General features: G+C 63.2%; 18 protein-coding genes. 6 read left to right on the forward strand and 12 right to left on the reverse strand.

The genetic code is table 11. From position 1 onward, the window contains the following. The coding region (locus I8N66_RS20390; RefSeq protein WP_291157086.1) for a LysR family transcriptional regulator at positions 1-565 on the reverse strand (565 nt) is incomplete at its 3' end. A 113-nt stretch (positions 566-678) separates the two neighbouring features. On the opposite strand from I8N66_RS20390, the gene I8N66_RS20395 reads away from it, so the two are divergent. From I8N66_RS20395 to I8N66_RS20410, 4 genes are read left to right on the forward strand one after another with little or no spacing between them, the layout of a single operon-like run. Continuing rightward, complete coding sequence (locus tag I8N66_RS20395) at positions 679-2,079, forward strand: VOC family protein (protein WP_291157088.1); 1,401 nt, start codon at positions 679-681, stop codon at positions 2,077-2,079. Positions 2,080-2,089: 10 nt separating this feature from the next. After that, positions 2,090-3,511 (forward strand): FAD-binding oxidoreductase, encoded by a 1,422-nt coding sequence (locus I8N66_RS20400; RefSeq protein WP_291157090.1) that lies wholly within the window; start codon positions 2,090-2,092, stop codon positions 3,509-3,511. A 28-nt stretch (positions 3,512-3,539) separates the two neighbouring features. Continuing rightward, complete coding sequence (locus I8N66_RS20405) at positions 3,540-5,072, forward strand: aldehyde dehydrogenase family protein (RefSeq protein WP_113535405.1); 1,533 nt, start codon at positions 3,540-3,542, stop codon at positions 5,070-5,072. A gap of 26 nt (positions 5,073-5,098) precedes the next feature. After that, a complete protein-coding gene (locus I8N66_RS20410; protein WP_291157093.1) occupies positions 5,099-6,331 on the forward strand; it encodes a pyridoxal phosphate-dependent aminotransferase in 1,233 nt (410 codons plus the stop codon). A 273-nt stretch (positions 6,332-6,604) separates the two neighbouring features. On the opposite strand, the gene I8N66_RS20415 is transcribed toward I8N66_RS20410, so the two are convergent. Next, on the reverse strand, positions 6,605-7,153 hold the full coding sequence (locus I8N66_RS20415) for a cupin domain-containing protein (RefSeq protein ID WP_291157095.1): 549 nt from the start codon (positions 7,151-7,153) through the stop codon (positions 6,605-6,607). Between the two features lie 148 nt (positions 7,154-7,301). On the opposite strand from I8N66_RS20415, the gene I8N66_RS20420 reads away from it, so the two are divergent. Next, positions 7,302-8,639 carry an aspartate aminotransferase family protein gene (locus tag I8N66_RS20420; protein WP_291157097.1) on the forward strand — a complete coding sequence of 446 codons (1,338 nt, stop codon included), beginning with the start codon at positions 7,302-7,304 and terminating at the stop codon, positions 8,637-8,639. A 113-nt stretch (positions 8,640-8,752) separates the two neighbouring features. Here the strand turns inward: I8N66_RS20420 and I8N66_RS20425 are convergent, their stop codons facing one another. From I8N66_RS20425 to I8N66_RS20465, 9 genes are all read right to left on the reverse strand, one after another. Next, a complete protein-coding gene (locus I8N66_RS20425) occupies positions 8,753-10,018 on the reverse strand; it encodes a glycerate kinase (RefSeq protein WP_291157099.1) in 1,266 nt (421 codons plus the stop codon). Positions 10,019-10,027: 9 nt separating this feature from the next. Further along, the gene (locus tag I8N66_RS20430; RefSeq protein WP_291157101.1) at positions 10,028-10,345 is read right to left on the reverse strand and encodes a Dabb family protein; all 318 of its coding nucleotides are present in this window, start codon (positions 10,343-10,345) and stop codon (positions 10,028-10,030) included. An 8-nt stretch (positions 10,346-10,353) separates the two neighbouring features. After that, on the reverse strand, positions 10,354-12,009 hold the full coding sequence (locus tag I8N66_RS20435) for a GMC family oxidoreductase N-terminal domain-containing protein (protein WP_113535409.1): 1,656 nt from the start codon (positions 12,007-12,009) through the stop codon (positions 10,354-10,356). 105 nt (positions 12,010-12,114) lie between these two features. Beyond that, a complete protein-coding gene (locus I8N66_RS20440) occupies positions 12,115-12,894 on the reverse strand; it encodes a 3-ketoacyl-ACP reductase (protein ID WP_113535410.1) in 780 nt (259 codons plus the stop codon). Further along, positions 12,891-14,390 (reverse strand): GMC family oxidoreductase, encoded by a 1,500-nt coding sequence (locus tag I8N66_RS20445; protein ID WP_113535411.1) that lies wholly within the window; start codon positions 14,388-14,390, stop codon positions 12,891-12,893. Before I8N66_RS20445 ends, I8N66_RS20440 begins: the two co-directional genes overlap by 4 nt. Positions 14,391-14,396: 6 nt before the next feature. Beyond that, positions 14,397-15,512: an ABC transporter ATP-binding protein gene (locus I8N66_RS20450; RefSeq protein WP_113535412.1), complete on the reverse strand. Its 1,116-nt coding sequence runs from the start codon at positions 15,510-15,512 to the stop codon at positions 14,397-14,399. A gap of 4 nt (positions 15,513-15,516) precedes the next feature. After that, the gene (locus I8N66_RS20455; protein ID WP_291157102.1) at positions 15,517-16,398 is read right to left on the reverse strand and encodes a carbohydrate ABC transporter permease; all 882 of its coding nucleotides are present in this window, start codon (positions 16,396-16,398) and stop codon (positions 15,517-15,519) included. Further along, the gene (locus I8N66_RS20460) at positions 16,398-17,276 is read right to left on the reverse strand and encodes a sugar ABC transporter permease (RefSeq protein ID WP_065374030.1); all 879 of its coding nucleotides are present in this window, start codon (positions 17,274-17,276) and stop codon (positions 16,398-16,400) included. Before I8N66_RS20460 ends, I8N66_RS20455 begins: the two co-directional genes overlap by 1 nt. Before the next feature lie 275 nt (positions 17,277-17,551). Beyond that, on the reverse strand, positions 17,552-18,796 hold the full coding sequence (locus tag I8N66_RS20465; protein ID WP_223725912.1) for an ABC transporter substrate-binding protein: 1,245 nt from the start codon (positions 18,794-18,796) through the stop codon (positions 17,552-17,554). Between the two features lie 303 nt (positions 18,797-19,099). Between I8N66_RS20465 and I8N66_RS20470 the strand changes: the two genes are divergently transcribed. Continuing rightward, complete coding sequence (locus I8N66_RS20470) at positions 19,100-20,164, forward strand: LacI family transcriptional regulator (protein WP_113535415.1); 1,065 nt, start codon at positions 19,100-19,102, stop codon at positions 20,162-20,164. A 93-nt stretch (positions 20,165-20,257) separates the two neighbouring features. On the opposite strand, the gene I8N66_RS20475 is transcribed toward I8N66_RS20470, so the two are convergent. Beyond that, the coding region (locus I8N66_RS20475; RefSeq protein ID WP_291157103.1) for an aldehyde dehydrogenase family protein at positions 20,258-20,566 on the reverse strand (309 nt) is incomplete at its 5' end.

Genomic DNA, 20,566 nt, shown 5'->3' on the forward strand with positions numbered 1-20,566 from the left:
GATCCTCGGGCGTCTCGATCGGGTGGTTTGCCAACAGCGAAGGGCTCGCAGCCGGCACGATGATCTCGCTGCAGAGATAGCTGCAGGTGGCACGCGCCCAGACGGGCTGGCCGTAATGAATGGCGAGATCGAAGTTCTGCTCGTCGAAATCGAAGGGAGCCGAACGCGAGGCGATGTTCAGCACCGTGTCTGGATGGCGCTTGAGGAAGTCGGGAAGGCGCGGCACGAGCCAACGGCTGCCGAAGGTCGGGAGCGAAGCGATCGAGAGCGTCGAGTCCGCCCGGGCCGAGGCCATCGCCCGCACCATCAGCTCCTCGGTCTGATTGAGAAGTCGGCGAACCTCCGGCAGGAACTTCTGGCCGGCGTCTGACAGGATCACCCGCTGGCGGACGCGCTCGAACAGGAGCACGCCGAGCTGATTTTCGAGGTCCTTGATCTGACGGCTGACGGCGCTTTGCGTAAGGTTCAGCTCCGCAGCGGCCTGCGTGAAGCTGCCATGTCGCGCCGCGCATTCGAACGCCTGCAGCGTCGTCACGTCGGGAACCAGCCTGCGGCTTAACTTCATTCCAGCCTCGCATCAACATAGTCAGAAGCAACGCGATCAATGGCCAGTTCGATCGGATATGATCCGAAATGAGAATGACCTTGTCCTTCACCCATAGCGCGAGGCGAGCCCCAGTGAAAGAGAATAGTTTCGTATCGGCCGACGACATTCGCTCGGCCTTTTCCGCAGCCATGTCGGTCATGTACCGCGAAGAGGTGCCCGCCTACGGCACGCTGATGGAACTGGTCGCCAAGGTCAACGACGACACGCTCGCCGCCGACCCGCTTCTCAAGGAGCGGCTCGACGCCACGGATTCGCTCGACCGAATCTCCGAGGAGCGCCACGGCGCGATCCGGCTCGGCACCCCGGCCGAACTCGCAATGATGCGCCGCGTCTTTGCCGTCATGGGCATGTACCCGGTCGGCTACTACGACCTGTCGACGGCAGGCGTCCCCGTTCATTCGACCGCCTTCCGCCCGGTCGGCGAAACGGCGCTGAAGCGCAACCCGTTCCGCGTCTTCACCTCGCTGCTGCGTCTCGACCTCATCGCCGATGAAGCGCTGCGCGCCGAAGCCGAAGTCATTCTGGCCGCACGACAGATCTTCACCGCCGGCGCCGTGGAACTCACGGAAAAGGCCGAGCGCGAAGGCGGCCTCGACGAGGCCGACGCGGAACGCTTCGTCTCAGAAGTGCTCGAAACCTTCCGTTGGCACGACAAGGCCAATGTCAGCGCCGACATGTACAAGCGCCTGCATGACGCCCATCGCCTGATCGCAGACGTCGTTTCCTTCAAGGGCCCGCATATCAACCACCTGACCCCACGCACGCTCGACATCGACAAGGTGCAGGCGCAGATGCCGAAATATGCGATCGCGCCGAAGGCCGTCGTCGAAGGGCCGCCGACCCGCAAGTGCCCGATCCTTTTGCGCCAGACCTCGTTCAAGGCGCTCGAAGAGCCGGTCTCCTTCCAGGATGCCGACGGCACCTGGAAGGCCGGCTCGCACACCGCCCGCTTCGGCGAGATCGAGCAGCGCGGCATCGCGCTGACGCCGAAGGGCCGCGCGCTCTATGACGAACTGCTCGACGCCTCGCGCAAGATCGTCCGCCCGGCGGCCGATGGCTCCAACGCTCGCGAATACGAAGCGGCACTTGCCAAGGCTTTCGGGCCCTTCCCGGACACCTGGGCAGGCATCCGCGAAGCGGGACTCGGCTATTTCAGCTACTCGCTGACGGAGAAGGGCCGCAAGACCGGCGTTTCCCCGGCGCGTGACATCGAAGCGCTGATCGCCGCCGGCCTCGTCCAGTTCGACGCAATCGTCTACGAAGACTTCCTGCCGGTCAGCGCGGCGGGCATCTTCCAGTCGAACCTTGGCGACGGCGCCCAGCAGGATTTCGTCGCGAGCCCGAACCAGAAGCGCTTCGAGAGCGATCTCGGCGCGACCGTGCTCAACGAGTTCGACCACTATGCCGGTATCGAGCAGGCATCGATCGAAAGCTGCATCCGGGCCTTGACCGGCGCGATCGCTGCGGAATGATACTGGTCCGATGATCGACAAACGGCACATAGACGCGCTCAACGACATCCTTGGAGACAAGGGTGTCGTGACGCGTCCAGAAGACCTGGAAGCCTACGAGACCGGCGCGCGCTACGATCGCGGCCGGACCTCGCTCGCGCTGCGACCGGCGACGACCGAGGAGGTCTCGGCGGCCGTCGCCTATTGCGTTGCAAACGGCATCGCGCTGATCCCGCAATCTGGAAATACGGGCCTTGTCTCCGGCGCGACGCCGGATCAATCGGGTGACGAAGCCATTCTCAGTCTCGACCGACTGACCAAGTGCTTCGAGCTCGACCTCGACAACCGCTCGGTTCGGCTCGACGCCGGTTTCAGGCTGTCCGATCTCAACCGGCGACTGGAAGAGCACGGCCTGTTCTTCCCGATCGATCTCGGCGCCGATCCGCGCATCGGCGGCATGATCGCCACCAACACCGGCGGATCGCGCTTCCTGAAGTACGGCGACGTGCGCCGGAACACGCTCGGCCTCAAGGTCGTGCTGGCGGATGAGGACGGCACCGTTCTCGACCTGCAATGCGACCTGCGCAAGAACAACACCGGCGTCGACTGGAAGCAGATCTTCTTCGGCACTTCGGGCGCCTTCGGCATCGTCACCGAATGCGTCCTGAACCTCGAACACCTGCCGCAGCAGACGGCAACGGCACTGCTGGTTCCCGCCAGCGGCGCTGCGGTGATGCCGCTGCTGCGCGCCATGGAAGAGCGCCTCGGCGCCTATCTCTCGGCCTTCGAGGGCATGTCGAGCAATGCCGTGAAGGCCGCCTTCGCCCATGTGCCGTCGCTGAAGAACCCCTTCCAGGCTGGCCAAGTCCCTGACTACGTCATCCTCGCCGAGATCAGCCGCACCTGGGCGCCGCGCGAAGGCGAACAGTCGCTCGACGCCGTACTGGAATCGGCGCTCGCCGAGATCTGGGAGATGGAATCGGCCCCGCTCGCCGACGCCTTCGTCGGTCCGCCCCACGAAATCTGGGCGCTGCGTCACGCGCTCTCTGAGGGAGTCAAGCATCTCGGCAAGCTGATCGCCTTCGACGTCTCCTTCCGCAGGGGTGACATCATGGCCTTCTGCGACCATATGAAGGCCGAAATGCCCTCGAAATTCCCGGATGTGACCGTCTGCGATTTCGGCCATATCGGCGACGGCGGCGTGCACTTCAACCTCGTCGTTCCGAAGGACAGCGACCTTCTCCGGGACGAGACCTTCGAACCCCGGCTTCGCGAATGGGTTTTCGCCGTCGCCGTAGAGGAGTATCACGGCAGCTTCAGCGCGGAACATGCGATCGGCCGCCGCAACCAGGCCTATTACGACTTTTATACACCAGATAAACTCAAGGACATGGCCGCGGGCCTGAAGACGCTCACCTCGCCGGGAAAGCTCGGCAGCGTGCGCTTCGGATAGGTCAAGCCAGGAAAACGGGAGTCAGACCATGAACATCGCAACCAAGAAAGTCGACGTGACCAAGGAAGCCGCAGCGCTTCTCGAAAAGATGGGCGTCGCCAAGGAACTTTACACCGGCGGCGACATGCCGTCCTTCAGCCCGGTCACCGGCGAGAAGATCGCGGCCCTCAAGACGGTTTCGGCCGCTGAAGCCGCCGCCAAGATCGACCAGGCTCATGAAGCCTTCAAGGCCTGGCGCCTGGTTCCGGCTCCCAAGCGCGGCGAACTGATCCGCCTGCTCGGCGAAGAACTGCGCGCCTTCAAGGCCGACCTCGGCCGTCTGGTTTCGATCGAAGCCGGCAAGATCACTTCCGAAGGCCTCGGCGAAGTCCAGGAAATGATCGACATCTGCGATTTCGCCGTCGGCCTTTCCCGCCAGCTCTACGGCCTGACGATCGCCACCGAGCGTCCCGGCCACCGCATGATGGAAACCTGGCATCCGCTCGGCGTCGTCGGCGTCATCTCCGCCTTCAACTTCCCGGTCGCCGTCTGGTCGTGGAACACGGCACTGGCGCTCGTCTGCGGCAACTCCGTCGTCTGGAAGCCGTCGGAAAAGACCCCGCTTACGGCGCTTGCCTCGCAGGCGATCTTCGAGCGCGCGCTCGCCCGCTTCGGCGATGCCCCGGAAGGCCTGTCGCAGGTCCTGATCGGTGACCGCACCGTCGGTGAAGTCCTCGTCGACAACCCCAAGGTTCCGCTTGTTTCGGCCACCGGTTCGACCCGCATGGGTCGCGACGTCGGCCCGCGCCTTGCCAAGCGCTTTGCCCGTGCCATCCTCGAACTCGGCGGCAACAATGCCGGCATCGTCTGCCCGTCGGCCGATCTCGACATGGCCCTGCGCGCTATCGCCTTCGGCGCCATGGGCACCGCCGGCCAGCGTTGCACCACCATGCGCCGCCTGTTCGTGCATGAAAGCGTCTACGACCAGCTCGTTCCGCGCCTGAAGAAGGCCTACGGCTCGGTCTCGGTCGGCAACCCGCTGGAAACGACGGCCCTCGTCGGCCCGCTCGTCGATAAGGCTGCCTTCGACGGCATGCAGAAGGCGATCGCTGAAGCGAAGTCGCATGGCGGCACCGTCACCGGCGGCGAGCGCGTCGAGCTCGGCTACGACAACGGCTACTACGCCAAGCCGGCTCTCGTCGAAATGCCTGTCCAGGCCGGCCCGGTTCTCGAAGAAACCTTCGCGCCGATCCTCTACGTCATGAAGTACAGTGACTTCGACGCCGTCGTTGCCGATCACAATGCGGTCGCAGCCGGCCTGTCGTCGTCGATCTTCACCCGCGACATGCAGGAATCCGAACGCTTCCTCGCCGTCGACGGTTCGGATTGCGGTATCGCCAACGTCAACATCGGCACCTCGGGCGCCGAAATCGGTGGCGCCTTCGGTGGCGAAAAGGAAACCGGCGGCGGTCGCGAATCCGGTTCGGACTCGTGGAAGGCCTACATGCGCCGTGCCACCAACACGGTGAACTATTCGAAGGCTCTGCCGTTGGCGCAGGGCGTGTCGTTCGACATCGAATAATCGGCGCACCCAGATAGGTAGAGACCATGACCATAAACGCAACGGTCAAGGAGGCGGGCTTTGAGCCCGCCTCGCGGATCTCCTCGATCGGAGTCTCCGAAATCCTCAAGATCGGCGCCCGCGCGCAAGCCATGAAGCGCGAAGGCAAGCCGGTGATCATCCTCGGTGCGGGCGAGCCGGATTTCGACACGCCCGACTTCGTCAAGGACGCCGCCTGCGAGGCGATCAAGCGCGGTGACACAAAGTACACCGCACTCGACGGCACGCCGGAGCTGAAGAAGGCAATCCGCGAAAAGTTCCAGCGCGAAAACGGCCTCGCCTACGAGCAGGACGAAATCACGGTTTCGACCGGCGCCAAGCAGATCCTGTTCAACGCCATGATGGCGTCGATCAACCCCGGCGACGAAGTGGTCATTCCGACGCCCTACTGGACCTCCTATTCGGATATCGTCCAGATCTGCGAAGGCAAACCGGTTCTGATCCCCTGCGACGCGTCCTCCGGCTTCCGGCTGACCGCCGACAAGCTCGAGGCGGCGATCACACCGAAGACACGCTGGGTGTTGCTCAATTCGCCGTCGAACCCATCGGGTGCCGCCTACAGCGCTGCCGACTACCGGCCGCTGCTCGACGTGCTCCTCAAGCATCCGCATGTGTGGCTGCTGGTCGACGATATGTACGAGCACATCGTCTATGACGGCTTCCGCTTCGTCACCCCGGCCCAGCTCGAGCCTCGCCTCAAGGATCGCACGCTTACGGTCAACGGCGTCTCCAAGGCCTATGCCATGACCGGCTGGCGCATCGGCTATGCCGGCGGCCCGCGCGATCTGATCAAGGCGATGGCCGTTGTCCAGAGCCAGGCGACCTCCTGCCCGTGCTCCGTCAGCCAGGCTGCATCCGTTGCCGCACTGACCGGTCCGCAGGAATTCCTCAAGGAACGCACCGCCAGCTTCCAGCGCCGCCGCGATCTCGTCGTCAATGGCCTCAACGCCATCGAGGGTCTCGACTGCCGCGTTCCGGAAGGCGCTTTCTACACCTTCTCCGGTTGCGCCGGCATGCTCGGCAAGGTCACGCCGTCTGGCAAGAAGATCGAGACCGACACGGACTTCTGCGCCTACCTGCTCGACGACGCCCACGTCGCCGTCGTTCCGGGTTCGGCCTTCGGTCTCTCGCCGTTCTTCCGCATCTCCTACGCAACGTCGGAATCGGAACTGAAGGAAGCGCTGAAGCGTATCGCCGACGCCTGCGCGCGGCTTTCATAGTCGGGTAATTGCAGGGCACTCCGGTTCAGGATTGCCCCCTCACTCTAGCCCTCTCCCCGCCCGCGGGGAGAGGGACTGCGTCGAGACCGCCACAACGATCCTTTCCATGTGCAATGAGAAGTCTTCGGGCTTCGCTCCGCAGGGAACGGAACAGCTCCGCCTCCCAAGAAATCTTGAGAGGGACTGAGAACGAGCCGCATGTCCCTTCGCCCCGCCTGCGGGCAGAAGGTCGCGGGGCAGCGGGATGAGGGGCAGCCCCGAATTTCCGCTTCCTCAAAACGTCGGCGGCGTACAGGCGCTGATCACTTCGCAAGGCACCGGCCCCACACATCGGAAGCGATGCGGCCTACGGCTTTCGAAATAATAAGCATCCCCCGGCCTGAGAATCCGCCGCTCGTCATCGACGGTGACCTCAATGCGCCCGGAAAGCACGATCCCCCCCTCCTCGCCGTCATGCACCAGCGGCACCTTCCCGGTATCGGCACCAGGCTGGTAGCACTCCTTCAGGATCTGCAGGCTGCGGCCAAACAGATTCTCGCCGATCTGGCGATAGGAAATCGGACCCTTGCCGATCTCCACCAACTCCTCCGCCGCATAGAACGCCTTGCGCGGCCGTTCCGGCTCGAAGGAGAAGAACTCCGCAAGCCCGATCGGAATGCCGTCGAGAATACGCTTCAGCGCACCGACGGAAGGATTGGAGGCGTTCGACTCGATCAGCGAGATCGTCGAATTGGTGACGCCGGCGCGCTTGGCGAGTTCCCGTTGCGACAGATTGTGCATCAGGCGGAGATGACGAAGCCGGTTTCCGATATCGACGGTCATGTGATCCGAACCTTGGTGTTCAGGTTGTTCGAAATAGCGCAAACACGCTACAACGGTACAATAAATTTCAATGAGTTAACTGACAGCAGAAAAGGACTTGTTTGGCAAATCAAATCATGGCGTCAATCGCCGAACTCAGGAGGATGCCATGAACCAGCACACCAAACCCAACGCCCCCGTTCTCGATAGCTATTGGATGCCGTTTACAGCCAACCGGCAGTTCAAGCAGGCGCCGCGCCTGCTCGCCTCGGCCGAGGGCATGCACTACACCAGCACCGATGGCCGCACGATCCTCGACGGCACCGCCGGGCTCTGGTGTGTGAACGCCGGCCATGGCCGCCGGCAGATCGCCTCTGCCGTCGAACGCCAGCTTTCGACGATGGATTTTGCCCCCTCCTTCCAGATGGGCCATCCGATCGCCTTCGACTTCGCCGAACGCCTCGCCGAAATCGCGCCAGGCCCGGAGGGACAGAAGCTCGACCGCGTCTTCTTCACCGGCTCCGGCTCGGAATCGGTCGACACCGCCCTGAAAATGGCTATCGCCTATCAGCGCGCGATCGGCCAGGGCACCCGCACGCGCCTCATCGGCCGCGAGCGCGGCTATCACGGTGTCGGTTTCGGCGGCATTTCGGTCGGCGGCATCCTCAACAACCGTCGCGTCTTCCCGCAGCTCCCCGGCTCCGACCATCTGCGCCACACGCATGACCCCGCCAAGAACGCCTTCGTCAAGGGCCAGCCGGAGCATGGCGCCGAGCTTGCCGACGATCTCGAGCGGCTGGTGGCGCTGCATGGCGCCGAAACCATTGCCGCCTGCATCGTCGAGCCGGTCGCCGGCTCGACCGGTGTGCTGATTCCGCCGAAGGGATATCTGGAGCGCCTGCGCGCCATCTGCGACAAGCACGGCATTCTGCTGATCTTCGATGAAGTCATCACCGGCTTCGGCCGTCTGGGCGCGGCCTTCGCCACCGACTTCTTCGGCGTTACGCCGGACCTGGTCACGACCGCCAAGGGCCTGACCAACGGTGCCATCCCGATGGGCGCGGTCTTTGCCAGCCGCAAGGTCCACGATGCTCTGATGCATGGGCCCGAAAACGCCATCGAGCTCTTCCACGGCTACACCTATTCCGGCCACCCGGCCGCCTGCGCCGCCGGTATCGCAACACTCGACATCTACCGCGACGAGGGCCTGATGACCCGCGCCGTCGAACTTCAGGACGCCTGGCACGACGCCATGCATTCGCTGGAGGGTCTGCCTTATGTCATCGACATCCGCACGATCGGCCTGATCGCCGGCATCGAGCTGCAGTCGCGTGACGGCGCAATCGGCGCCCGCGCCTATGACGTCTTCGTCGATTGCTTCGAGAAGGGCCTGCTGATCCGCGTCACCGGCGACATCATAGCCTTCTCGCCGCCGCTGATCGCCGAAGATAAGCATTTCGGCGAGATCGTCTCGATCCTCGGCGACGCACTGAAGCGCGCCAAGTAGGTCCAAGAGACACTGTCAAAAACAACGCCGTCGCCGAAGATCTCGGCGGCGGCGTTTGCATGTCGAGCGCGGAACCGAATCCGGCTAAGGTCCCTGCGAGGGCAACCGGCGTGCTAACGGATCAGCAACGCCCGGAAATCATTGACGTTGGTTCCGGTTGGACCCGGCACGAAGAGATCCCCGCTCGCGTCAAAGGCCGTCCAGGCATCGTGACGGGCGAGATGCAAACGCGGATCGATACCAGCCGCCCGCATGCGGGTCATGCTCTCCCCATCAGCAAAGGCCCCCGCATTGTCTTCCGAACCATCGATGCCATCCGTATCGGCGGCAAGCGCATCGATGCCCGCAACACCATCGATGTCGAGTGCCAGAGACAGCAGGAATTCGCTGTTGCGCCCGCCCTTGCCGTAATCCTTGCCTGAGATCGTCACGGTCGTCTCGCCCCCGGAAAGCAGCACCACCGGCTTGTCGAAGGGGCGGTTTCTGAGCGCCACTTCGCGCGCCAACGCCGCATGCATGCGGCCGATATCGCGCGCCTCCCCTTCAATCGCATCCGAGAGGATGTGCGCCTCGATGCCCAGTTCCCGCGCCTTGGCCGCGGCTGCTTCCAATGAGACGCTTGCCGAGGCGATGACGTGGCACTCATGTCCGGCAAATCGCGGATCGTCGGGAGCAGGTGCCGCAGCCGCCTCCGAGCGTAGATGGGCTATGACGGCATCCGGCAATTCCATGTGGTAGCGATCGACAATTTCGAGCGCCTCCACCGCCGTACTGCGATCCGGAACGGTCGGCCCCGAGGCGACGAAGGCGGGATTGTCGCCCGGTACGTCGGACACCACGAGGCTGACCACACGGGCTGGTGCGGCCGCTGCAGCGAGCCGCCCACCCTTGATCCGCGACACGTGCTTTCGAACGACGTTCATGGCCGAGATCGGCGCGCCCGAGGCAAGCAGCGCCTTGTTGACGGCGATCTCGTCGGCGAGCGTCAGGCCCTCGGGCGGCGCCGGCAGCAGGGCCGAGCCGCCACCGGAAATCAGCGCGATGATCAGATCGTCCGCCGTCAAATTGGCCACGGCCTTCAGCAAGGCATCCGAGGCGGCAAGCCCCGCCTCATCCGGCACGGGATGGGCCGATTGCAGCACTGTGATCGTCTCGCAGCGCTCGACCGGTCCGTGCCGGGCCACGACCGTACCGCTGAAGGGATGCTTCCAGAGCTGCTCGAAGGCGACCGCCATCTGGCTTGCCGCCTTGCCGGCGCCAACAACCACGGTCCGCCCCTTCGGCGGCTCGGGCAGATGCGCCTTGATCGCCTCATAGGGATCGGCCGCCCGCACGGCAGCCGCGAAGAGCTCTGTCAGGAAGGGGTGCGCTTCGATCATCACTGCCACTCAGCCAGCAATTTCGATGTCGTAGACGAAAATGCCAGCGATGCCGCCTTCGGCTGTCGCGACGATCTTGGCGCCAGTCTTGCGATGCTCCTCGTCCTCCAGATAGGCGTCGCGCGCCGCCGCGTCGGTGAAGTCGACGATGAAGCCTTCGGCAAACCCCTTGTCCATGCCCTCCTCCGGGCTGACATTGGCGCCGATATGGGCGGCAAGGAATCCCGGCAGCCGGGACTTCAGCGCGGCAATCTCCCCGAAGATTACCGCCTTCTCCTCGCTGGAGACTTCGGGGCGGAAGCGGATGAAGACGCAATGGCGGATCATGGGGAACCTCAACGGATATCGGCGCGGGCGCGCGGGCGGCTGTCGTTACGTTCGTGGGCGAAGATCGCCGGCGGCAGGGGCTGGCGCTCGCGGATGATGTCGGCGCCCTTTTCCCCCATCATGATCGTCGGCCCATTGGTGTTGCAAGAGGGAACACGTGGCATCACCGAGCTGTCGCAGACGCGCAGGCCTTCGAGGCCGTGCACCTTGAGATCGAGGCCAACGACCGCCGCGGAATCCGTGCCCATCTTGCAGGTACCGACAGGGTGATGATCGGTCTTGGCGTTGGCGCAGCCGTATTCGAAGAACTGCTCGTCGCTCATGACCGAATTGCCTGGCAAACGTTCGGCCATCACGAAAGGCTTGAGTGCGGCCTGCTGCATGATCTCGCGGGCGATCTTCAAGCCCTCGATCGACATCTTGCGGTCGTGCGGATCCTCCCAGTAATTCGGGTCGATCAGCGGCGCCGCCGCCGGATCGGACGAGGAAAGCCGCACGGTTCCGCGCGAGCGGGGGTGCAGATAGGCGGAATTCAGCGTCACGCCCGCATTCTTCAGCTTTTCGACGCCCGCCTCGATGCCGGAGCCGAGACCGAGATGGAACTGGATATCCGGCGACCGGGCGTTCGGATCGGCATACCAGAAGCCGCCGGTCTCAAACAAAGAGGACGCGACCGGGCCCGAGCGGAACAGCACATATTGCAGGCCGGCCCATAGCGTACGATGGAGTTTCGCGACGCCATCATAGGTGTGATCGCCGGTGCATTCGGAGATGACGAAGAGATCGAGGTGATCCTGCAAATTGCCGCCAACGCCGGGCAAGTCATGTTTCACCGAGACGCCCACCGATTTCAGGTGATCAGCAGGCCCGATGCCGGACTGCAAAAGCAGCTTCGGCGAACCGATGGCGCCGGAGGAAACGAGCACTTCCCGCTCGGCCCGGATGATCTCACCGCCCGTGGCTGTGACAACTTCGACGCCGACGGCGCGGGTGCCTTCAAGCACGATCCGCGCCACGCGCGCGCCGGTGCGAACCGTCAGGTTGCGGCGATCCTTGATCGGCGAGAGATAGGCGAGCGACGCGCTCGACCGGCGGCGGTTGCGCTGGGTGAGCTGGTAGAAGCCGACGCCCGCCTGCTGGCGGCCGTTGAAATCGTGATTATAGGGAATGCCGAGTTCCTGGCCGGCGCGGATATAGGCGTCGCAGATCGGCAGCGCCGCCGTGGGCATCGAGACGCCGAGCGGCCCGCCATAGGCGTGGTAGTCATCGGCAAAGCGCTGGTTGTCTTCCGAGCGTTTGAAATAGGGAAGCACACTGCGATAGTCCCAACCGCTGCAGCCATCCTCGGAAGCCCAGAGGTCGTAGTCGGCAGCATTGCCGCGGGTATAGAGCTGCGCGTTGATCGACGAGCCGCCGCCGATCACCTTGGCCTGGGTATAGCGCAGCACCCTGCCCTTCATGTGCTTCTGCGGCACCGTGTGCCAGCCCCAGCTTGCGACACCCTTGGTCATCTTGGCAAAGCCCGCCGGCATGTGAAACAGCGGGTTCCAGTCGCCGCCGCCGGCTTCCAGCAGCAGGACGCGAACCGATGAATCCTCGGAGAGGCGATTGGCGAGAACGCAGCCGGCCGGGCCGGCGCCAGTGATGATGTAGTCGTAGCTCATTCCCTGTGTTCCCTCCGCCGCCGCCATTTGGAACGTTCCAAATTTTCGACGTGTTCAATTCAAACTAGCTCGTTTTGGCGAGCCGCAATTTCCTTCGCGGTATTCCTAGAGCCGACCGATCGAAAGGCCGCCATCCGCCTGGATGACCGAGCCCGTGGCAAAACCGAATCTGCCACCGGCGAGACCGGCCACCATGTTGCCGATATCGTCCGGCTCGCCCCAGCGCCGCATCGGCACCAGCCCGCCATCGATCAGGGCATCGTATTTCGCCGAGACGCCGGCGGTCATGTCGGAACGGATGATGCCCGGCCGGATCTCGAACACCGAAATGCCGGTATTGGCAAGCCGTAAAGCCAGCCCCTGGCTGAAGGCGGCAAGGCCGGCCTTGGTCACGCAATAGTCGAGACGCTCGGGCGAGGTCATGGTCGCCGAAACCGAGGTGATGTTGATGATCGACCGCGGCGCCGCATCAGCCGGATCGGTCAGCATCGAGACGAGTACGGCCTGGGTAAAGAACACCGTACCGCGCAGGTTGGTGGCGACGATCGTGTCGAAATTTTCGGGTAACAGATCGAGGAAATCGCCACGGACCACGGAGGCGATGCCGGCGTTGTTGACGAGGCAGCGGATTGGACCGAGCTCGGCGCGGACCCGCTCGACGGTCGCCGCATGGCCGCTGACATCGGCCAGATTCGCCTCGATGTAGATGGCCCGTCCGTGGTCGCCGGAAAGTTCCGATAGCGTCTGGGTGGTCGTCGCATCTGCCGTCCCGAGGCCGGTGATCGCGATGTCGAAGCCTTCGCGGGCGAGCGCGCGGGCAACGCCGAGGCCGATGCCGCGGCGGCCGCCGGTGACGATGGCGACGGGACGCTTCGATGGCGTCATGATCGGAACTCCCCAGTGGCGATATGATCGGCGACCCTGAGCGCCTGGGCGGCGATTGTCAGCGCCGGATTGACGGCAGCGGATGTCGGCAGGAAGCCGGCGTCGACGACGAAAAGGTTCGGGTGGTCGAAGGCGCGGCAGTAAACATCGAGCGGCGCGTCCTTCGGGTCTTTGCCCATCCGCACCGTTCCGCACTGGTGTGACGGCGTGCGCTTGTCGAAGGGCTGAGAGAGCACGATCGGGTAACCTGCCGCCTTGAAGTGCGCGCGCATTTTCGCTTCGAGCGCGGACAGCGCCTCCATATTCGAGCGCCGCCATTGCATGATGATGCCCTTGCCATCGACCATGATGCGGCTTTCCGGGTTCGGCAGGTCCTCCGTCATCATGTACCAGTCGACCGCATGCCCGGCCATGAAGTCGAAGGCGAAGCGCGGGCCCCAGACGGGCGCATTGGCTTTCAGGATATCGCCGTTGATCTTGCCGAGAAGCTGGACGTTGCCAAGCGGCAGACCGTCCCGACCACCGGTCAGGTAGTAGTCGTTCAGCATCAGCGTCTTCTGATAGACACTGTCGTTGCGCTTGAACGGATTGATCGCCAGCATGGCGCTGCAATTGTGGTTCATGAAGTTGCGACCGACCTGGTCGGAGGCGTTCGCCAGTCCCTTGCCGTCGCCGGAGCGCAAGAGGATCGCAGCCGAGTTGATCGCGCCCGCCGACAGGATCACCAGTTTCGGCGACAGCTTCTTCTTCTCGCCCCTGTGGGTGTAGTGGATCGCCTCGATCCGGCCGCCAGGCCCCGCCTCCAGCGTGTCGACATGCGCCGAGGTGATGAGCTCGATATTGGGGTCCGTCAGTGCGAAAGCGAGCGATGCGGTCTCGGCATCCCTCTTGCCGTTGCCGGTATTCGGGAACCCGTCCCAAGGCGTGCGCCCGCCGGCCAGCCAGGTATCGATGTCGACGCCGAGCGGCAGCGTTGCCGGATGTAATCCCTGCGCCTTCAACTCGGCGCGGGCGCGGGCAATGGCCGGCTCGTCAGGCACCGGGCCATGTGGGTAGGAAGCGCTGTGGAACGGCTCGGTCGGGTCGTCGCCCAACTCTCCGCGCACTTCGAACAGCTGCTCGGCCTTGCCGTACCACGGCTCCAGCTCCTCGTAAGGGAAAGGCCACGCCGGTGAAACGCCGCCGAGATGCTGCATCTCGGTAAAATCCTCGGCACGGTAGCGCAGGAGCACCGCACCGAAGAGCTTGGAATTGCCGCCGACGAAATAGAAGTTTCCCGGATTGAACTCGGTGCCATCAGGCTCGCGCCACATCTCCTTTGGCCGGAAGTGTCCCTTGACGAAGATCGAACTGTAGCTGCGCGCCTCCGGTGTATCGGGCAGGCGCTCGCCGCGCTCAAGGATGGTGATGCGGACGCCGGAGCCGGCGAGCCCCGCCGCAAGCGTGGAGCCGCCGATCCCCGAGCCGATGATGACGATGTCCGGCTGCTCCTGCATCGTTCGTTACGCGATCCGCTGCTGGCTCTGCGGGTCGAAGAACACCGCCTTGTCGAGGTTGAAGGCAAGCCGCGACGTCTGGCCGGGCGCGATGCGAGCGTCGGCCCTGAGCCGCGCAACGATTTCCTTGCCGCCGAGACGGGTGACCGCAAAGGTATCGGAGCCGGCCGGCTCCACCACCTCGATCAGGCATTCGCCCTCGGCGACCACCTTCGCATTGCGGTCGGCGCCGTCAGGATCGGTCAGCGCTTCCGGACGGATGCCGAAGATCACGTCCTTGCCGGCATAGGCCGAAAGCGCGCCATTGGCCTGCGGCACCGCAAGCTTCAGCGGTTCGGAATTGGGGCGTGCCAGCGTGACGGCAATGTCAGCGCCACTCTTTTCGATCCGTGCGGTCAGAAGGTTCATCGCCGGCGACCCCATGAAGTCGGCGACGAACATGTTGGCCGGGTTGTTGTAGATCTCGGCCGGTGTTCCGAACTGCTGAAGCACGCCATCCTTGAGGACCGCGATCTTGGTCGCCAGCGTCATCGCTTCGATCTGGTCGTGGGTGACGTAGACGATCGTCGTCTTCATGCGGTTGTGCAGCCGCTTGATTTCCGTGCGCATGTCGACGCGCAACTTGGCATCAAGGTTGGAGAGCGGCTCGTCGAACAGGAAGACCTGCGGGTTGCGCACGAGTGCACGGCCCATGGCGACGCGTTGGCGCTGGCCGCCGGAGAGCTGACTCGGCTTGCGGTCGAGCAGATGCCCGATCTGCAGCATTTCCGAGACCTGCTTGATCGCCTTTTCGCGCTCCTCCTTCGGCACGCCGCGGATTTCCATGCCGAAGGCGATGTTTCCGGCGACCGTCATGTTCGGATAGAGCGCGTAGGACTGGAACACCATGGCGATATCGCGCTTCGACGGATGCAGATCGGCAACCGAGCGGCCGTTGATGGCAATCTCGCCTGACGTGATCGGCTCAAGACCGGCGATGGTGTTGAGAAGCGTGGACTTGCCGCAGCCGGACGGACCGACGAGCACGAGGAAACCGCCCTTTTCGATCTCCAGATTGATGTCCTTCAGGATCTCGAGCGAGCCATAGGATTTGCGCAGGTTGCTGATTTTCAAGAAAGACATGAGCTTATCCTTTCACGGCGCCCGACATCAGGCCGCGAACGAAGTAGCGACCGGACACGATATAGACGATGAGCGTTGGCAGGGCGGCGAGGATCGCGCCCGCGAAGTGAACATTGTATTCCTTGACGCCTGTCGAGGACGAAACGAGGTTGTTGAGGGCAACCGTCATCGGCGTCGAATAGGGGCCGGAGAAGGACGCTCCGAACAGGAAGTCGTTCCAGATGTTGGTGAACTGCCAGATGACCGAGACGACGATGATCGGACCCGACGACGGCAAGAGGATGCGCCAGAAGATCTGGAAGAAGCTGGCGCCGTCGATCTGCGCTGCACGCACCAGTTCGGTCGGGAAGGCCTCGTAGTAGTTGCGGAAGTAGAGCGTCGTGAAGCCGATGCCGTAGATCACATGGACGAAGATCAGGCCCCAGATCGAACCGGCAATCCCAAAGATGCCAAGGATGCGCGCCATCGGGATGAGCACGATCTGGAACGGGATGAAGCACGAGAGAAGCAGCATGCCGAAGAAGATGTTGGCACCCGGAAAGCGCCACTTCGTCAGCACGTAGCCGTTGAGTGCGCCGATGATCGTCGAGATCGCCACGGCCGGAACGACCATCAGGATCGAGTTGATGAAGAAGGGTTTGAGGCCGGTTGGCTGCACGCCGATCTGCGCCGTCGACCAGGCCTGAAGCCAGGGCTCGATCGTAAAGGTCTGCGGCAGGTTGAGCATGCCGCCCTGGCGGATCTCGTCGAGCGGCTTCACCGAGTTCACCAGCATCACGTAGAGCGGCAGCAGCGAATAGAGCGCAAAGAGGATCAGCGCGGTATAGATCAACGCGCGGGTGAGGCGGTTGTGCGATATGATGTTGTCTGGGCTCGGAGCGCTCATCAGCGTTTTGCTCCCCGGATTTCGGAATAGAGATAGGGCACGATGATCGAGAAGATCATCACCAGCATGATGATCGCCGAGGACGCGCCGATGCCCATCTGGTTGCGGGTGAAGGTGTAGGAATACATGAATGTCGCCGGCAGTTCGGTCGCCTGGCCCGGGCCGCCGCCGGTGAGCGCGATGATCAGGTCGTAGGCCTTGATCGCCAGATGCGCGAGCACCACGAAGGCCGATAGGAACACCGGCCGCATCAATGGAATGATGATCCGGCGATAGATCGTCGAGGTCTTGGCGCCGTCGATCTGGGCCGCCTTGATGATCTCGTTGTCGACGCCGCGAAGGCCGGCCAGGAACATCGCCATGATGAAGCCGGTCGATTGCCAGACGGCGGCGATGACGACGCAATAGATCGCGTAGTTGCGGTCCTTGATCCAGTTGAACGAGAAGCTCTCCCAGCCCCAGAGGTGCATGGTGTTCTCAAGCCCGATGCCGGGATCGAGGAACCACTTCCAGGCCGTACCCGTAACGATGAAGGAAAGCGCCATCGGATAGAGATAGATCGGCCGCAGGAAACCTTCCGCGCGGATCTTCTGGTCGAGCAGGATCGCCAAGCCGAGGCCAAGCACGGAGCAGATGGCGATATAGAGCGCGGCGAAGATCGCCAGGTTGCTCACCGCCCGCCACCAGTGCGGCAGCGCCCACAGCTTCGCATAATTGCTCAAACCGACGAAATTGTAGGACGGCAGCATCTTGCTGTCCGTCATCGACAGAAAGCCGGTATAGGCAATGAAACCATAGACAAAGATCAGGACGATAAGGAAGCTCGGGGCAAGGACCAGCTTCGGTATCAGGTCCTGCAGACGACTGCGGCTATCCATGAACGTTCACCACTTCTGGCGCGGCCGTCGGGAAATCCCCTATATCGGCATCCGCGCGAGGTTCTGGGTATCAAAGCGCCCTTCCCCGCGTCCCATTGGCCACGGCGGTTCGACGGCGCTTGCATGTCGGAATGGGTGTCCGGGGCGCCTGGCAGCGCCACGCGTCTCTCAAGACGCGCTAAGGTCGCTGCAACACTTAAGTTGCTGAATAATATTGTCCTCAAATCCAATGCGGATTTAAGGAATTATGCAGTACGCGCCCCGGAACGGGCCCGTTACTTCGCGGCCTCGACGGCCGAGACCAGTTCCTTGACGGCCTCTTCGGACGTCAGTTCGCCGTTGAACTCACGCGTCACGACGTCGTAGATCGCGTTCTTGACGGCAGCCGGGTTTGCATGGCCATGGGCCATGGAGCCGAAGAGCTTGCCGTTGCTGTTGGCTTCGGCCAAGTCCTTGATGCCCTTCTTGCCGCAAGCGTCGAAGGCCGTGTCAGGAACGTCGGTGCGGGCCGGGACCGAGCCCTTGACGACGTTGAATGCCGACTGGAAGGTCGGGCTTTCGATCGCCGAAGCCATGGCGAGCTGAGCCGGAACCTTGTCGTCGGCGACCTTGAACATCGCAAACTGGTCGGAGTTGAAGGTGACGGACCCTTGCGTGCCCGGGAAGCGCATGCAGACGAAGTCGGTGCCCGGCACCTTCTTGGCCTTCAGGAATTCGCCCTTCGCCCAGTCGCCCATGAACTGCAGACCGGCCTTGTTCTCGATGACCATGGCGGAAGCGAGGTTCCAGTCGCGGCCCGAGAAGTTGTCGTCGACATAGGAGCGCAGCTTCGTCATGCGATCGAAGGCTTCCTTCATCTTGTCGCCACCGAGCGCTGCAGGGTCGAGGTCGATGAAGGCCTGCTTGTAGAAGTCCGTGCCGAGCGAAAGTACCACGGCGTCGAAGATCGTCGCATCCTGCCAGGGCTGGCCGCCATGGGCGATCGGGGTGATCCCTTGAGCCTTGAAGTTGTCGAGCAAGGCAACCAGTTCGTCCCAGTTGGTCGGCTCCTTGCCGCCAGCCTTGTCGAGCGCTGCCTTGTTGATCCAGACCCAGTTGGTCGAGTGCACGTTGACCGGCGCTGCGATCCAATGGCCGTCATACTTCGAGAACTGCTGCAGGGCCGTCGGGATCACCTTGTCCCAGCCTTCCTTGGAAGCGGTCTCGTCGAGGTTGCCGAGTGCGCCTTCCTTGGCCCAGTCGAGAATGTCGAAGCCGAGCATCTGCACGGCGGTCGGAGCGTTACCCGCGGTGACGCGAGCGCGAAGCACGGTCATGGCTTCCGTACCGCCACCGCCGGCGACCGGCATGTCGGTCCAGGTGATGCCCTTGCTTTCCAGGTCCTTCTTCAGAACGTCGAGCGCGGCTGCTTCGCCACCGGACGTCCACCAGTGCAGAACTTCCACGTTTTCGGCTGCGCGCGCGGCGGTGGCCGCCATCATCAGCGCCACAACGGCCGTCGTCGTCATCAACTTGCGCATCGTTATCCTCCCGTTTGCAAGTTTTCGAAGTGGAACCTCCTTCCACCCCGGAATTCGCGCCGCTCTAGCCAGCGGCTGGCCATTTAAAACGTTATAAATTCAGCAAGTCAAGCATTCCGCCATTTTGTATTTTAGCACCTTCGGAACCGTTTGAATTTACTGAATTATATAGCACACGTTAGCTTTTGCAGTGCAGCAAATCATGCCGCAATGCGAGATTTAAAACGTTTTCATGATTCGATTGCCTAAGCGTTCGCACCACGTTACAAAACCCGCTCTCACCCGCTCTCAGGATGACTAGCATTGGCCGATCCCTCCAAGCCCGCCCACCACGAAGACGGTGGCTCCACCGCCAAGCGCGGCAAGCCGACCCTTCGCACGATCGCGGAAATCACCGGCCTTGCGGTCACCACCGTTTCGCGCGCGCTCTCCGAAGCGCCGCAGATCTCCATCGAAACCCGCAAGCGGGTGCGTGAGGTCGCCGACGAGATCGGCTATTCGCCCGACCGAGCCGCCCAGCGCCTGAAGACCGGCCGCACCAATGTCATCGGTGTGTTGCTCGATCCGCACGAAGAAATCCTCGGCTACGGCACGTCGATCATGAGCGGCATCGCCAAAGCGCTGCAGGGCACCGCCTACCACCTGATCGTCATGCCGAACTTCCTGAACTCGACCAATGTCGAAGCGGTCAATTACATCACCCGCAACGCGATGGCCGATGGGCTGATCTTCTCGCGCACGGAACCGCTCGACCCCCGCGTCCGGCTGCTGTCCGATCTCGGCTTTCCCTTCGTCACGCATGGGCGCACGGAGCTTTCCACCCCACATCCCTATGTCGACTACGACAACTTCACCTTCTCCTACCAGGCGACGAAGCGCCTGATCGCCAAGGGCAGGCGCAAGCCCGCGCTGATCAGCGGCCCCACCGATTTCACCTTTGCCGGCCATCTGCAGCACGGCTTCATGACCGCCGTGCGCGAGGCCGGCTGCGCCTACGAGATCCTCACCGGCATCGACCTCGACAGCCCCGCCGGCGCTATCCGCGACCGTATCCGCCAGCGCTATGCCGAGCCCGATCCGCCTGACAGTTTCATGTGCGGCGGCGAAGTCTGCGCGCTGGCGACCATCACCGGCATGAGTGACTGCGGGCTGACACTCGGACGTGAGTACGACATCATCGCCAAACAGACCTCGCATCTGTTGAGCGCCATTCAGCCGCAGGTCGAGACGATCTACGAAGACCTGACGGTGACCGGCGAAGACATGGGCCGGGTGCTCCTGCAGAAGATCGGCGGCGAGAGCGACGTCAGCAAGCTGCAACTGCTTCTCTGTCCGCAAATCCCATCGAGCTTCGGCACGGCCGGCTGAGCGGGCGAACACGGCACGCAAGGCGGCGTCGCGTGACGCTGCCTCCTGCCCTATTGCTCCCCCCATCGTCCGCATGTCCTCTCCTCCCCTGTTTCAGCCTTGGCGCGGCATCCACCAGCCGGTGCGCGGCCCCATATGCATGTTGAGCGTCTTGGTCTCGGTGTAATCCTCGACCGAATGCCGGCCGAGTTCACGGCCGAGGCCGGACTGGCGATAACCGCCGAAGGGCAGTTCGGACGCACCATCCATGAAGGTGTTCATCCAGATGGTCCCGGCGCGCACACGGCGGCCGATCGTCAGGCAGGTGTCGAAGTCGCGGCTCCAGACGCCGGCCGAAAGGCCGTAGTCGATCGCATTGGCGATGCGGATCGCCTCCTCGGTCGTTTCGAAGGTCAACACCGA

The sequence above is a fragment of the Ensifer sp. SSB1 genome (assembly GCF_016652895.1).
Classification (GTDB): Bacteria; Pseudomonadota; Alphaproteobacteria; order Rhizobiales; family Rhizobiaceae; genus Ensifer.

Bases quoted from the DNA above. Each gene is read 5' to 3' on its own strand.
- I8N66_RS20415 (WP_291157095.1), bottom strand. From the start codon at position 7,153: ATGACCGTCGATATCGGAAACCGGCTTCGTCATCTCCGCCTGATGCAC.
- I8N66_RS20440 (WP_113535410.1), bottom strand. From the start codon at position 12,894: ATGACGCCATCGAAGCGTCCCGTCGCCATCGTCACCGGCGGCCGCCGC.
- I8N66_RS20460 (WP_065374030.1), bottom strand. From the start codon at position 17,276: ATGGATAGCCGCAGTCGTCTGCAGGACCTGATACCGAAGCTGGTCCTT.
- I8N66_RS20410 (WP_291157093.1), top strand. From the start codon at position 5,099: ATGACCATAAACGCAACGGTCAAGGAGGCGGGCTTTGAGCCCGCCTCG.
- I8N66_RS20405 (WP_113535405.1), top strand. From the start codon at position 3,540: ATGAACATCGCAACCAAGAAAGTCGACGTGACCAAGGAAGCCGCAGCG.
- I8N66_RS20445 (WP_113535411.1), bottom strand. From the start codon at position 14,390: ATGCAGGAGCAGCCGGACATCGTCATCATCGGCTCGGGGATCGGCGGC.
- I8N66_RS20435 (WP_113535409.1), bottom strand. From the start codon at position 12,009: ATGAGCTACGACTACATCATCACTGGCGCCGGCCCGGCCGGCTGCGTT.
- I8N66_RS20465 (WP_223725912.1), bottom strand. From the start codon at position 18,796: ATGCGCAAGTTGATGACGACGACGGCCGTTGTGGCGCTGATGATGGCG.
- I8N66_RS20450 (WP_113535412.1), bottom strand. From the start codon at position 15,512: ATGTCTTTCTTGAAAATCAGCAACCTGCGCAAATCCTATGGCTCGCTC.
- I8N66_RS20400 (WP_291157090.1), top strand. From the start codon at position 2,090: ATGATCGACAAACGGCACATAGACGCGCTCAACGACATCCTTGGAGAC.
- I8N66_RS20455 (WP_291157102.1), bottom strand. From the start codon at position 16,398: ATGAGCGCTCCGAGCCCAGACAACATCATATCGCACAACCGCCTCACC.
- I8N66_RS20425 (WP_291157099.1), bottom strand. From the start codon at position 10,018: ATGATCGAAGCGCACCCCTTCCTGACAGAGCTCTTCGCGGCTGCCGTG.
- I8N66_RS20430 (WP_291157101.1), bottom strand. From the start codon at position 10,345: ATGATCCGCCATTGCGTCTTCATCCGCTTCCGCCCCGAAGTCTCCAGC.
- I8N66_RS20420 (WP_291157097.1), top strand. From the start codon at position 7,302: ATGAACCAGCACACCAAACCCAACGCCCCCGTTCTCGATAGCTATTGG.